The following is a 12,794-nucleotide window of genomic DNA, read 5'->3' as shown; positions in this document are numbered from 1 at the left end:
CCCCGCGCCGCCGTCAGCGGCTGAAGGGCAGCGCCCGCATCTCCGCGCCGAGCTCGCGCCGGCGCGCGTCCGAGCGGCGCAGCCGGGTCTCGTCCCGGAAGGCGCGCTCGGCGACGACCGCGGCGAGGAACGCCTCCTGGTCCGTCCCCGGGGGAGGCGCCGGCGCGACGTGCGGCAGCGTCCGCTGGACGAGGTCGCGCGCCAGGGCGCGCCGGGACTCCGGATGGATCCTCTCCGCCCGCGGGAGGAAGGACCGGATCTCCTGGACGAGCGGCGCGGGCAGACGCCCCAGGTCCGCGGCGCGCGCCCACGGCTCGAGCGCCGCCGGCAGGGTCAGCGGCTCCGCGCTCCGGTGGCGCATGCGCTCCTGGAGGACGAGGGTGCCCGCCATCATGTCCCCGAGCCGGCGGGAACGACGATCGATGACCGAGCAGGTCAGGGCCAGGGCCCCCGCCGTCGCCCAGATCTCGAGCATCGCGCACACCGCGCGCAGGAGGCTCTGGCGCACGTGCAGCGGGCCGCCGTCGTCCCGCACCACCCGGGTGCCCACCACGAGCCGCCCCAGGGAGCGGCCGCGACCCAGCGTCTCGCACAGCAGCGGATAGCCCACGTAGGCGCTCACCGCGGTGACCAGCAGGGCGGCGGTCGCGAGTCCCGTGTCCAGGGACAGCGCCGTGGCCGCCCAGGCCACGGCGACCGACCCGCCGATGAGCAGCAGCAGCTGGACGGCGCCGTCGATCGCTCCCGAGAGCATCCGCACCGCGAAGGAGGCGGGCCGCAGGTCCAGCAGCACCGCCTCACCCGTGATGAGCGCATCGCGCGTGCTCGCCGCCGCCGGGGCGGCCCCCGAGGTGACCATGCGCCCCATCCTGGCAGGCGGGGCGGCGCCGGGCACGCATCGAGCGTCGGCCTCCGGCCGGGGCGCATGCGACTTTCGTCGGCCTCGGCGACGGCGGCGCGGTCCTAGTCTGGGCCGGTGGACATCGACCCCGTCATCGCCGTGCACCGCCCGCAATGGGAGCGGCTGCGCGAGCTGACCTCCCTCCGCCGCCTCGACGCGGAGGAGATCGACGAGCTCGTCGCCCTCTACCAGGAGACCGCGACCCACCTCTCGGTGGTGCGCTCGACGACGCCTGACCCGTCCCTCACCGCGGAGCTCTCGCTGCTGCTGCACCGGGCCCGGCTGCGGATCACCGGTGTGCGGATCGGCACCTGGGCGCAGCTGCGCGGCTTCATGCTCGTGGACCTCCCGGCCGCCCTGTACTCCTCCCGACGCGCTGCGGCGCTCGCGGCGGGGATCTTCCTCCTCGCGACCGTGGTCACCGGGCTGTGGTTCGGCCTCGACGCCTCGGCCCGGGACCTCGTGCTCCCGCAGGAGGCGCAGGAGGAGCTCGTCGAGCACGACTTCGTCGCGTACTACTTCCAGGGCCAGGCCTCGGGCTTCGCCGCCCAGGTGTGGACCAACAACGCGTGGATCACCGTGCAGGCCGTCGTCCTCGGGGTGACCGGGGTGTGGCCGGTGCTCATGCTGCTCCAGAACGGGCTGAACGTCGGCCTCTCCGCCGGGGTGATGGGGGCCTACGGCGGGCTGCCCACCTTCTTCGTCTACCTGCTCCCGCACGGGCTGCTCGAGATCACGGCGCTCATGGTCGGCGCGGGCGCCGGCCTGCGCACCTTCTGGGCGTGGGTGCGCCCGGGGGTGCTGCCGCGGGGCTGGGCGCTCGCACGCACCTCGCGGGCGCTCGTGACGGTCGCGATCGGGCTCGTGCCGGTGCTGCTGGTCTCGGGCCTCGTCGAGGGCTTCGTGACGCCGAGCGCGCTGCCCGCGCCGGTGCGCCTCGGGATCGGGGCGATCGTGTGGATCGCCTTCCTCGCGTACATGCTGGTGCTGGGCCGTCGCGCCCACCGCGCCGGTGCCCGCGGCGACCTCTCCGAGGAGCTCGTGGGCGCCCGCGTCGCGGTCGCCGGCTGAGCAGCGACCTGCGGCGGGTCGAGACCGGCCGGCGGATCGGTGACGGCCGACGGCGCAGCGCCGACCCTCGGCTCGGGGCCGGCCGGCGGCTCAGAGCCGGCCGGCGGCCTTGAGAGCGAGATAGGCGTCCGCGAGGGCCTGCGGCGCGCGCTCCGGCGGGGCGTGCACGACGTGCACGCCCGTGCGCTCGAGGGCCCGCGCGGTGCCCGCCGCCCGGGCGCGGGCGGTCTCCGCGGAGGCCGCGGCGTACAGCGCAGGGACGTCCTCGCGTCCCGCGGCGAGCTCGTCGAGGGCGGGATCGGAGACGGAGCCGATCACCACCGGATGATCGGCGGCGAGGCGCGCCGTGACCGGGAGCAGGGCCCCGTGCACGGTCGTCGCGTCCACCGGGGTGAGCAGGACGACGAGGGAGCCGCGGCGGGTGCGCTCGCGGATCCGCGCCGCGGCGAGCTCCCAGTCGGTCTCCACGAGCGCGGGGTGCACGGGCGCGGTCGCGGAGACCATGTCGTGCAGGGCGGTGCCGCGCCGCGAGCCGATCACCGAGAGGTGCTCCACGCGGTCCACGCACAGCAGGTCCACGCGGTCGCCGGCCTGGCCCGCGAGCGCGGTGAGCAGGAGGGCGGCGTCGAAGGCCGCGTCCAGGCGCGTCCCCTCGCCGAGGCGCACGGCTCCGGTGCGCGAGGTGTCGACGACGACCAGCACGTGCCGATCGCGCTCGGGGCGCCAGGTGCGCACCACGACGCTGCGCCGCCGGGCGGTGGCGCGCCAGTCGATCGAGCGCACGTCGTCGCCGTCCACGAAGTCCCGCAGGGAGTCGAACTCGGTGCCCTGCCCGCGCTGGTGGACCGCGGCGAGCCCCTCGATCTCCCGCAGGCGCCGCACGCGCGAGGGCAGGTGGCGGCGGGCGCCGAAGGGGTGCAGGGCGAGCATCCTGCCCGGGGCGTCGATCCGTGCGCTGCGCCGCGCGAGGCCGAGCGGTCCACGGGAGTCGATCACGAGCGCGCGCGAGGAGTGCTCGCCGCGGCGGGTGGGCGTGAAGCGCTGGGCGATCTCCCGGCGCTCGTGCGCCGGGACGTCGACCGCCGCGCGCGGGGAGTCGAGGCCGGCGGTCGGGTTCCAGGCGTCGCGCACCTGCAGGCGCGCGCGTCGCGGGCCGGGGTTCGTCAGCAGCAGGCGGCCCGTGCCGGTCCCGCCCAGCACCACCTGGGCGGGGGAGCGGCGCACCACCTGCAGCCGGCGGGGGGAGGGGGCCGCGAGCGCGTCGCCGAGGACCACGAGCAGCCACACCGCGGCGCAGGCGAGCACGGTGCCCCAGGACGGCCACAGCACGAGCACGGGCAGGGCGAGCAGCCCGGCCGGTGCGGCGCGCAGGGTGGGCGAGATCCTCACCGCGGCACCGGGACCGAGGCGAGGGTCGCCGCGAGCACCGAGTCCACCTGGGTCCCCTCGAGCTCGGCCTCGGTGGTCAGGCGCACCCGGTGCCCTAGGGTCGCGGGCGCGAGCGTCTTGACGTCGTCCGGGGTGATGAAGTCGCGACCGGCGAGGTAGGCCCAGGCGCGCGAGGTGCGCAGCAGCGCGATCGCCCCGCGCGGCGACACCCCGAGGGCGAGGCTCGGGGAGCGGCGGGTCGCCCGGCAGACGTCGACGATGTACTGCACGACCGGCTCCTCCGCGGCGACGGTCGCGACGTCGGCCTGCGCCCGGTGGAGGGCCTCCGCGTCGACCACGGCCCGCAGACCGGTGGCGGCGAGGTCGGTCGTGTCGAAGCCGTCCGCGTGGCGGCGCAGCACGTCGATCTCGTCGTCCCGCTCGGGCAGGGGCATGACGGCCTTGAGCAGGAAGCGGTCCAGCTGCGCCTCGGGCAGGGCGTAGGTACCGTCGAACTCGATCGGGTTCTGCGTCGCGACGACGAGGAACGGGTCCGGGAGCGGTCGCGGCACGCCGTCGACCGTCACCTGCCGCTCCTCCATCGCCTCGAGCAGCGCGGACTGCGTCTTCGGGGGCGTGCGGTTGATCTCGTCGGCCAGCAGGAGGTTCGTGAAGACCGGGCCCTCGCGGAACACGAGGTCGCTCGTGGCGTTGTCGTAGACGAGGGAGCCGGTGATGTCGCCCGGCATCATGTCCGGGGTGAACTGGACGCGCCGCATGCGCACGTCCAGCGCGGCGGCGAGGGAGCGCACGAGCAGGGTCTTGGCGACGCCGGGGACGCCCTCGAGCAGCACGTGGCCGCGGCACAGGAGCGCCACGACGAGGCTGGTCACGGCGGCGTCCTGGCCCACCACGCCCTTGTGGATCTCGGAGGCGAGGCCCTGCAGGGCGTCGCGCGCGGGAGCGGATCCGGCGGTCCGGTCGAGGGGAGGCTCGGGGGAGGGGGCGGGGGTGGTCATCGGTCGATCTCCTTCTCGAGGGTGTCGAGGTCGTGGGCGAGGCGGAGCAGCTGCTGGTCGTCCGCCACCGGACGGTGCTCGAGCAGCGCCCGCAGGCGGTCGGGGGACAGGGAGGTGTGCGGGGCGAGCGCGGCGAGCAGCGCGTCGAGGGAGGTCTCGTGCCGCTGGCCGAGGCGGGCCGCGAGACGGCCGGCGGCGGCGGCGCGCAGCGCGGAGGCGGCGGCCGTCCGCTCCGAGGCCCTCTCGAGCAGACGCGCCCGGCCGAGCACGAGCTCCTCGCCGCGCGCCGTGACGGGAAGCGGCTCGACGACGACCGGTCCCTGGCGTCGGCCGGCCGCGACCAGGGCGACGACGACCAGTGCCATCAGCCACAGCGCGACGGGGCCGGTCCAGCGCGGCAGGTGCGTGAGCAGGGACGGCGCGGTGAGGGCGAGGGGATCGGTCGCGGAGGGCACGTACCAGGTGAGCGTGTCCTCCGCGCCGAGCAGGTTCAGGGCGAGCGCGGCGTCGTCGGCCCCGGTGATGCACTCGTTGGTGAGGACGTCCGCCGCGCCGAGCACCGTGATCGACCCGTCGGAGACGAGGAGGGAGCCGCCGCCGGCGTCGAAGCAGCCCTCGGCGTCCCCGCGCACCGCATAGGTGCGGGCGGCGCCGAGCCGGCCCTGGTCGGCGAGCGCGCCGTCCTCGCCGCGCACGGCGAGGGCGCGGGCCCCGTGGGCGAGGTCCCCGCAGTCGCCCGCGGGGACGGTCGCCTCCCCGGCGATCGAGCCCGCGGGCTCGACGTCGTCGGTGAGCGCGGCGAGGGTGAGGGCGTCCGGTGCCACGAGGACCAGGTGCCCGGCCCCCGGTGCGTCGAGGGACGAGGCCAGCAGGTCGAGCTGGGCGGGGGAGAGGCCCTCGGCGTCCGCGAGGAGCACCGTGCCTCCGCCGCGCAGGTCCCGGGCGGCGTCGCTCGTATGGCGGGCGGTGCCGACCTCGGTCCCGGTGTCCCCGAGGACGCGCACGACCGCCCGGCTGCCCTGGGGCGTGGGGGCGTCCGGCTCGAGCGCGCCGTCGCGGTAGGAGCCGCGCAGCACGGTCACGGCGACCGTCGCGATCAGCGCGATCGCGATCGCCGCCGTGAGGAGGACGCGGGAGCGCGGGATCGCGCGCACGCCGGTGGGGGTCGGCGCGGTCACGGGGCGGTCACCGCGGGCGAGGGCGCGGGGGCCGCGTCGAGGTCCGGCGCGGACTGCGCGACGTACTCGGCGAGCCGCAGCAGGTCCTCCCCGTCCTTGAGCTGCGCGCTGCGTGAGGAGTAGGCGGCGGTGTCGAAGGCGGTCGCCCCGCGATCGAGGCGGTGGCGGAGGTCGGGGAAGAAGCGTGCGGCGACTGCGGCGGCCTCGTGCGCGGTGAGGCCCTCGTCGGCCTCGAGCAGGGTGCGCTCGTCGAGGTCGCGGACGAGGGCGCGCAGGGCGAGCACCGTGGCGTCGTCGGCGCGGTGCTCGGTGAGGGCCTGGGCGGCGGCCTCCCGGAGCTCGGCCCCGGTGAGGGCGGACTCGGCGACGAGCGAGGAGGAGACGGCGAGGCCCGCGCTGCGGCGCAGCAGTCCCGTGCGGCGCAGGACGAGCACGACGACCGCGACGAGGACGAGCGCCGAGAGCACGGCGAGCGAGCCCTGGATCACGGAGCTCGCGCGGACGCCGTCCATGAGCGCGGTGAACCACAGCTCGAGGCGGTGCAGCACCCAGGCCACGAATCCCTCGGAGTCGGCGTACTCGCGCTTGGCGAGCTCCTCGTGCAGGCGCCGCCGCGCCTCCTCGGGGGTCACCGGTGCCCGCCGAGCGGGCCCGCGCCGCCGTGCTCGCCGAGTCCGGCGCGCTCACGGGCCGTGCGGGCGAGCTCGACGTCCCAGGCCTCGTCGCGCATCCGGACGTCGGCGTAGAGCGCGGCGAAGGCCGCGGCGCCGAAGGGGGCCAGGAGCGCCTGGGCGACGAAGGAGCCGAGCATCGTCGCGATCGTGAGCAGCGTGATGCCGAGGACGATCGCCTCGAAGGAGCTCGCGAGCAGCACCGCCAGGTAGGCGATCGTGCCGATCGTCCCGAAGACCCCGGAGACGACCTGGATCGCGATCGTGAACAGCACGGTGACGAGCACCGAGACGCCGAGCACGCGCCACTGGCGGCGGCCCGAGGTCAGGTGCAGGGAGCGTCGCAGCGCGGCGACGGGGCCGAGCCCCTCCACGGCGAGGGCGGGCACCGCGAGCACGGTCCGCGCCCAGACGTACACCGTGGCGAGCAGGCCGATGACGAGGCCGACGACCAGCAGGGACACGGTCACGGCGTCAGCGCTGCCCGTGAGGATCAGCGGGAGCGCGCCGAGCACCGCGGGGACGAGCATCGCGAGGACCAGGAGCACGTTCGTCAGCAGCGCGGTGAGCACGGCGGTCGGGGCGAGGCGCCGGGCCGCGACCCACACGTCGACGGGGGCGTCCGGGGAGGGATCCGTCGCGGCGTCGATCGCGATCCGGCTGAGCGGGGCGAGCACCGCGGCGGTCGCGACGAGCATGATGAGGGAGGTGGCCACGGAGCTGACCGCCGTGAGGACCATGTCCCCGACGGAGCCGAAGACGTCGGTGGAGCTGCCCGTGGCGGAGGTCGAGGACTCCTGCATGATCGCCCGGAGGTCGCCGACCATCGGCGCGAGCCCCACCCCGGTGAGCAGGCCGGTGAGGATCGTCGCGCCGCCGAAAACGGCCGCGGAGAGCACGAGCACGGGACGCGCGCGGAGGCGGTAGATCCGGACGGCGGCGCCGAGGATCTCGCCCACGCCCAGCGGTCGCAGCGGGAAGAGGGGGAGGTGCAGGGCGAGCTCGCGGGCGGGCCCCGTGGGCGGGCCCCCCGGTCGCGGGGCCCCCGCGGCCACGGCGCCGAGAGGGTCCTGGTCGACGGGGGCGCCCTGGCCCTCCTGCGGTCCCTCTGCTCCTGCGGCGCCGGGGGCGGTCCAGCCGGTGCTCATGGGATGGTGCCTCCTCGGCAGCTGCTGCGGGTCGGGGTCGGTGTCTTGTCCGGGGCGGCGCGGATGTGGGCGGGCGTCGGCACGGCGACGGTCGTGCCGCTCCAACGTACGGCCTCGGCGGGCGCGGGCCCTCCGACGAACGTCGATCGGGCCCTGCCCCGAGGGCGAGGGCGCGCGAGCTCCCCACCTGCACGGGGTGGGGGCGCGACGGTGGCACAATGACCCTCATGACGACGCCTTCACGGATCCTCGTTGTCGACGACGACCAGGCGATCGCCGAGATGGTCGGCATCGTGCTGCGCGGAAAGGGCTTCGAGGTCGCCACCTCGCCCGACGGCGCCTCGGCGCTGGAGACCTTCCCGCGGCTGAAGCCCGACCTGGTCCTGCTCGACCTCATGCTCCCGGGCATGGACGGCATCGAGGTGTGCCGCCGCCTGCGGCGCGAGTCCGGCGTGCCCATCATCATGCTCACCGCGCGCTCCGACACGGCCGATGTCGTCGAGGGGCTCGAGGCCGGGGCCGACGACTACCTCACCAAGCCCTTCGAGCCCGACGAGCTCGTCGCCCGCATCAAGGCGCGCGTGCGCCGCGCGGACGCGCCCACCACCGAGTCCCTCGCGATCGGCGACCTCGAGATCGACGTCGACGGCCACGAGGTGCGCCGCGCCGGCGAGGTCATCCCGCTGACCCCGCTCGAGTTCGACCTCCTCACGCAGCTCGCCCGGAAGCCCTGGCAGGTGTTCACCCGCGACGTGCTGCTGCGGGACGTCTGGGGCTACCGCCACAGCGCGGACACCCGCCTCGTCAACGTGCACGTGCAGCGGCTCCGCTCGAAGATCGAGCACGATCCCGAGAACCCGCGCATCGTCGTGACCGTGCGCGGCGTGGGCTACCGCGCGGGCGGCGCGGTCTGAGCGAGCAGCGGAGCCCCTCCGAGCCCGCCCCGGAGCGCGGTGCGGGACGCCCCGCGGTGATCCGGGAGCGGCTGCGGCGCGGTGTGGACGTGCGCACCTGGCCGCTCGCGCTGCGCGTCGTGACCGTGACGACGCTGCTCGCCCTGCTCGCGATCCTCGCCGTCGGCGTCTACCTCTCGACCGTCATCGCGGACGGCCTGTACGAGCAGCGGCGCGACCGCGTGCTTGAGGAGACGGTCGACGTGCGCGGCGCGCTCACCGACACCCTCACCCAGCTCCCGGGCGCCACGACCACCCAGCAGCAGGACGCCGCCTTCGCCTTCGTGCAGGACACCGGCGGCCAGGGCGACGCGACCCGCCGGGAGGTGGCGCTCGTGCCGGCGGATCCGTCCGGGACCGTGCTCTCCGTGGCCTCGGACCAGGACCTCCTCTCCCTCGTGGACCCCGATCTCGAGGACGAGGTCGCCGCGCACCCGGACTCCCTCGCCTGGCGCTCCGTGGGCCTGCCCGACGGCGCCCACGGCACCACGCCCGCCCTGCTCGTGGGCTCGCGGGTGACGGTGGCCGGGGTGGGCACCTACGACCTCTACGTGCTCTACCCCCTGCAGGAGGAGCAGCAGACGCTCTCCTTCGTGCAGCGGGTGATGCTCGGCGGCGGCGCGGTGCTCCTCGCCCTCGTGGTGGGCATCGCGATCGTCGTCGCCCGGCTCGTGACGGTGCCGCTGCGCCGCGCGGCCCAGGCGGCGGAGCGGATGGCCGCGGGAGACCTGCGCACGCGGGTGCAGGTCTCGGGCGGCGACGAGCTCGCGCAGGTGGGCCGGTCCTTCAACGATCTCGCCCTGAGCCTCGAGCAGAAGATCGACGACCTCACGGAGCTCTCCCGGGTCCAGCACCGCTTCGTCTCCGACGTGTCCCACGAGCTGCGCACACCGCTGACCACGATCCGGATGGCCGCCGCCGTGCTCGACGGGCGCCGTGAGGAGCTGCCTGGCGACCTGCACCGCACCGCCGAGCTGCTCTCCACCCAGGTCGAGCGGTTCGACTCGCTGCTCGCGGACCTCCTGGAGATCTCCCGCTTCGACGCCGGCGCGGCCGAGCTCGAGGCGCACCGCGAGGAGATCGACGACCTCGTGCGGCACGCGGCGGAGAACGCCGCCCCGCTCGCCGAGGCCCGCGGCTGCACCCTGGACCTCCGGCTCGCGGGCCGCGGCACCTCCGCCGTCGTGGACTCCCGGCGGATCGACCGGATCCTGCGGAACCTGCTCACCAATGCGATCGAGCACGGCGCCGGGGGACCGGTGCTCGTGCAGACGGCGGCGGACGCCGACACCGTCGCGGTCGTCGTCCAGGACTTCGGCCGGGGGATCTCGCCGGAGGACGCCCGGCGCGTCTTCGACCGCTTCTGGCGGGCGGACCCCTCGCGCGCCCGCACCCTCGGCGGGACGGGCCTGGGGCTGTCGATCTCCGTCGAGGACGCGCGCCTGCACGGCGGGTGGCTGCAGGCCTGGGGGCAGGAGGGCCGCGGCGCCGTCTTCCGCCTGACCCTCCCGCGCCGGCCGGGCACCTCCCCGACCCGCTCCCCGCTGCGCCTGGAGCGCTCCTTCGACCGGGATGCGCCGGAGTTCGAGCCCTCGACCCTCACCGGGGAGATCCCCATCGGCCCCGATCGTCTGCCGGACCTGGGCCCCGGGACGGCCCCGTCCCCGACCGAGAAGGAGGGCCGATGACCCCGCCCCGTCCCCGCCCGGCGCCCCGACCCCGCCGACGGCAGGTGCTCGGCGCGCTCGGCGCCGCGGGTCTCGTCGGGCTCGGTGCGGCCTGCGCGCGGATCCCCTCCTCGTCGACCGTCTCCGTGCGCCCGCTGGGCGACCAGGCCCAGGGCGGCGCCCCCTACGTCCAGGCGGTGCCCCCGGCGGACGGCGCGACCCCCGCGCAGATCGTGCTCGGCTTCGTCCAGGCCGGCGTGGGACCCGAGGACGACTACGCCGTGGCCCGGGAGTTCCTGACCTCCGAGGCCTCGACCTCGTGGGACCCGGGCGCCGGCGTCACGATCTACTCGGGCAGTCAGGACCTGCGGGCCGAGCCCGTGGACGACACCCACGTCCGCCTCATCGCCGAGGCGGTGGACACGGTGGACGTGGACGGGGTGCGCACGACGCTCGCGGTCCCCGCGATGCGGGAGATCACCGTCGAGCTCTCGCAGGAGGGCGACAGCTGGCGGATCGTCGACCCGCCGGACGGCATCTTCCTCTCGGAGGCCGTGTTCGAGTCGCTCTTCGCCCCGGGCCGGCTGTACTTCGTGGACGCCCGGGCCCGCCACCTCGTGCCCGATCACCGCTGGTTCTCCCTGTTCGACGGGGCGAGCGGCGTGCTCGCCCGGCTCGCCGACGGCCCCTCGGACTTCCTCGCGGGGGCGGTGAGCTCCGAGGTGCCGGACACGGAGGAGGTCGCGGAGGCCCGCGTCACGACGGGGGCCGACGGCGGCGTCCAGGTGACCGTGCCCTCCGCCCTGGGGGACCTGTCCGACGAGCGTCGCGCCCTCGCCCTGGCGCAGCTCGAGGCGTCCCTCCGCTCGCTGCGCACCCTCTCCGGGGTCCAGCTCGTGTGGGACGGCGCCGATCTGAGCGCGACCCAGGAGGCGCGGATCGAGCGGGCGCTGCCCGGGCACCGGCCCATCGCCGCGGGGGACACCGGCGTCGTCTCCCTCGCCGAGGCGAGCGCCACGACGGCCCTCCCGCAGCTGGTGCCCTCGCTCTCGGACCGCACCGTGCACGCCCCCGTCATCGCGCAGGACGGCCTGCTCGTCGCGGCGCTCTCCCCGGAGGAGAAGGTCGTGCTGGTGACCGCGACGGACGGCTCGGTGCCGCTGCGCGAGGCCGCGACGGGCGCGGGCTTCGTCGCCCCGCGGATCGACGACGCCGGATACGTGTGGACCGCGAGCCGGGACAGCGGCGGCGTGCTGCTGGCCCTCTCGGGGCGCGCCGCCGAGGAGGACGTGAAGATCGACGCGCCATGGCTCGAGGGGCGCGAGGTGCGGGCCCTCGACGTCGCGGCGGACGCGACGCGCCTGATCGTGCTCTCCGCCGACGCGACCGGCACCAGGCTCGACCTGTGCGCGATCGTCCGCGACGCCTCGGGTGCGCCGAGCGGGCTCACGGACCCCCGGCAGGTCCCCACCCCGCTGCTCGGGGACCTCACGCGGGCGACCTGGTACGACGAGATCGCCGTCATCGTGCTGGGCACGGACACCAGCGCCGAGCAGGTGCGCGGCGCCGTCCTGGACCTCGCGACGGGCCGGGACCTGCTCCCGGTGTTCGAGACCGCCGTGAAGAGCCTCGCCGGCACCGCCGTCGCCGAGGCCTTCTGGGCGGGCACGGTGGAGGGGACACTGCTGCGCAGCGACGGGGAGGGCTGGACCGACATCGGCGTGCGGTCCACCGACCCGGCCTTCTACTGATCCCGGGGCGGTGGTGTCGTCCCTCCCCAGCGCAGCGCCGTCCACCGCGGGGGAGCCGGGGAGGCGGGTGGGACGCCGCCCGGCTGGGATGGGCGCATGACCGCACATGCCGGAGCGACTGCTCCGCTCCCGTCCCCTGACCCGTTCCCGCCCGGCATCCTCCGTGCCGCGCTCGCCGCTCGCGCCGCTCTCCTGGAGCTGCTGCGGCGCACCGCGGATCTCGTCGCGCCCCGCGACTGCCCCTGCGGCGCGGAGGGGGACTGGCTGTGCCCGGACTGCGCCGCGCTGCTGCACGGGGGGTGCGCGCGGGTCGAGGACGGCTGCGACGCCCTGCAGGTGCTCGCCGCCGCCCGCATCCGTGCCGGGACCACGGCGGAGGGCGTCGAGCTCCCCGCAGGCGTCGACCACCGGCCGGTGATGCCGGTGCTCGCGCTGGGGGAGTACACGGCCGGTCTGCAGTCGCTCGTCCTCGCCTGGAAGAACGGGGGCCGAGCCCACCTGACGGCCCCGATCGCAGAGGGTCTCGCGCCGGCCGTCGCGCTGCTCGCGGGTGCCGCCGGTGAGAGGACGGGAGGTGGTGGAGGGCACGGGCGTCGGCGATCGGACGGGGCGGCGGATCCGCCGCCGGTCGAGCTGGTCCCCGTGCCCTCCCGCCGCGCGGCGCGGCTGCGACGCGGGGAGGACCACACCGCGGAGCTCGCCCGCGCCCTCGAGCGCGAGGGCGCGGGGACCGCGCTCCTGCTCCGCTCGCGTCCCACGACGGCGCAGGAGGGACGCGGGCGCCGCGGCCGGCGCGAGCGGCGGATCGAGCTCGCCCTCTCCCGGCGCCGGGAACGGCCGGGCGCCCTGCGCGGTCGCCGCCTCGTGATCGTCGACGACGTCGTCACGACCGGCGCGACGCTCCGGGCGATGCACGACGCGCTCGTCGCGGAGGGGGCCGAGGTGCTCGGCGCGGTCGTCGTGGCGGCGTCACGGCTGCCGTCCCCGCCGGACGTGCGGTGATGCCCGCCGGTCCCGGAGGCGCCTGCGGCACGCGCCGCGCGGTGTCCCCGGAACCGAGGGAGGAG

At 76.2% G+C, this 12,794-nt stretch carries 11 protein-coding genes; 5 read left to right on the top strand and 6 right to left on the bottom strand.

From position 1 onward, the window contains the following. Positions 1-13: 13 nt before the first annotated feature. Positions 14-859 carry an RDD family protein gene (locus ABD080_RS14755; RefSeq protein ID WP_343905990.1) on the bottom strand — a complete coding sequence of 282 codons (846 nt, stop codon included), beginning with the start codon at positions 857-859 and terminating at the stop codon, positions 14-16. A 117-nt stretch (positions 860-976) separates the two neighbouring features. Between ABD080_RS14755 and ABD080_RS14750 the strand changes: the two genes are divergently transcribed. Then, entirely contained in the window at positions 977-1,972 is a 996-nt protein-coding gene (locus ABD080_RS14750; protein ID WP_343905988.1) for a stage II sporulation protein M, read from the top strand. Between the two features lie 90 nt (positions 1,973-2,062). On the opposite strand, the gene ABD080_RS14745 is transcribed toward ABD080_RS14750, so the two are convergent. Genes ABD080_RS14745 through ABD080_RS14725 form a run of 5 tightly spaced genes read right to left on the bottom strand, consistent with a single transcriptional unit; the run spans position 2,063 to position 7,356 of the window. Next, positions 2,063-3,361: a DUF58 domain-containing protein gene (locus tag ABD080_RS14745; protein ID WP_137770374.1), complete on the bottom strand. Its 1,299-nt coding sequence runs from the start codon at positions 3,359-3,361 to the stop codon at positions 2,063-2,065. Then, positions 3,358-4,359: an AAA family ATPase gene (locus tag ABD080_RS14740; RefSeq protein WP_240811065.1), complete on the bottom strand. Its 1,002-nt coding sequence runs from the start codon at positions 4,357-4,359 to the stop codon at positions 3,358-3,360. The genes ABD080_RS14745 and ABD080_RS14740 overlap by 4 nt, the downstream gene beginning before the upstream one ends. Beyond that, entirely contained in the window at positions 4,356-5,537 is a 1,182-nt protein-coding gene (locus tag ABD080_RS14735; protein WP_343905985.1) for a DUF4350 domain-containing protein, read from the bottom strand. The genes ABD080_RS14740 and ABD080_RS14735 overlap by 4 nt, the downstream gene beginning before the upstream one ends. Further along, entirely contained in the window at positions 5,534-6,169 is a 636-nt protein-coding gene (locus ABD080_RS14730; RefSeq protein WP_343905983.1) for a DUF4129 domain-containing protein, read from the bottom strand. Before ABD080_RS14730 ends, ABD080_RS14735 begins: the two co-directional genes overlap by 4 nt. After that, positions 6,166-7,356, bottom strand: coding sequence for a glycerophosphoryl diester phosphodiesterase membrane domain-containing protein (locus ABD080_RS14725; RefSeq protein WP_343905981.1), 1,191 nt, complete (start codon positions 7,354-7,356; stop codon positions 6,166-6,168). The genes ABD080_RS14730 and ABD080_RS14725 overlap by 4 nt, the downstream gene beginning before the upstream one ends. Positions 7,357-7,574: 218 nt before the next feature. Here ABD080_RS14725 and mtrA point away from each other — a divergent pair, with 218 nt between their 5' ends. The 4 genes from mtrA to ABD080_RS14705 all read left to right on the top strand — a co-directional run bounded on the left by mtrA (position 7,575) and on the right by ABD080_RS14705 (position 12,729). Continuing rightward, positions 7,575-8,270: an MtrAB system response regulator MtrA gene (mtrA, locus tag ABD080_RS14720; RefSeq protein WP_137770377.1), complete on the top strand. Its 696-nt coding sequence runs from the start codon at positions 7,575-7,577 to the stop codon at positions 8,268-8,270. A 56-nt stretch (positions 8,271-8,326) separates the two neighbouring features. Continuing rightward, positions 8,327-9,997, top strand: a complete 1,671-nt coding sequence (gene mtrB, locus ABD080_RS14715) for an MtrAB system histidine kinase MtrB (RefSeq protein WP_343905978.1) — start codon at positions 8,327-8,329, stop codon at positions 9,995-9,997. Next, entirely contained in the window at positions 9,994-11,727 is a 1,734-nt protein-coding gene (locus ABD080_RS14710) for an LpqB family beta-propeller domain-containing protein (protein WP_343905976.1), read from the top strand. Before mtrB ends, ABD080_RS14710 begins: the two co-directional genes overlap by 4 nt. Positions 11,728-11,823: 96 nt before the next feature. Next, positions 11,824-12,729 carry a ComF family protein gene (locus ABD080_RS14705; protein WP_343905974.1) on the top strand — a complete coding sequence of 302 codons (906 nt, stop codon included), beginning with the start codon at positions 11,824-11,826 and terminating at the stop codon, positions 12,727-12,729. Positions 12,730-12,794: the final 65 nt, after the last annotated feature.

It is taken from the genome of Brachybacterium rhamnosum (assembly GCF_039526185.1).
Classification (GTDB): domain Bacteria; phylum Actinomycetota; class Actinomycetes; order Actinomycetales; family Dermabacteraceae; genus Brachybacterium; species Brachybacterium rhamnosum.
The sequence above is the reverse complement of the archived record's forward strand: the minus strand, read 5'-3'. Positions and strand labels throughout refer to the sequence as shown.

Bases quoted from the DNA above. Each gene is read 5' to 3' on its own strand.
- ABD080_RS14755 (WP_343905990.1), bottom strand. From the start codon at position 859: ATGGTCACCTCGGGGGCCGCCCCGGCGGCGGCGAGCACGCGCGATGCG.
- ABD080_RS14740 (WP_240811065.1), bottom strand. From the start codon at position 4,359: ATGACCACCCCCGCCCCCTCCCCCGAGCCTCCCCTCGACCGGACCGCC.
- ABD080_RS14725 (WP_343905981.1), bottom strand. From the start codon at position 7,356: ATGAGCACCGGCTGGACCGCCCCCGGCGCCGCAGGAGCAGAGGGACCG.
- mtrA (WP_137770377.1), top strand. From the start codon at position 7,575: ATGACCCTCATGACGACGCCTTCACGGATCCTCGTTGTCGACGACGAC.
- ABD080_RS14710 (WP_343905976.1), top strand. From the start codon at position 9,994: ATGACCCCGCCCCGTCCCCGCCCGGCGCCCCGACCCCGCCGACGGCAG.
- ABD080_RS14705 (WP_343905974.1), top strand. From the start codon at position 11,824: ATGACCGCACATGCCGGAGCGACTGCTCCGCTCCCGTCCCCTGACCCG.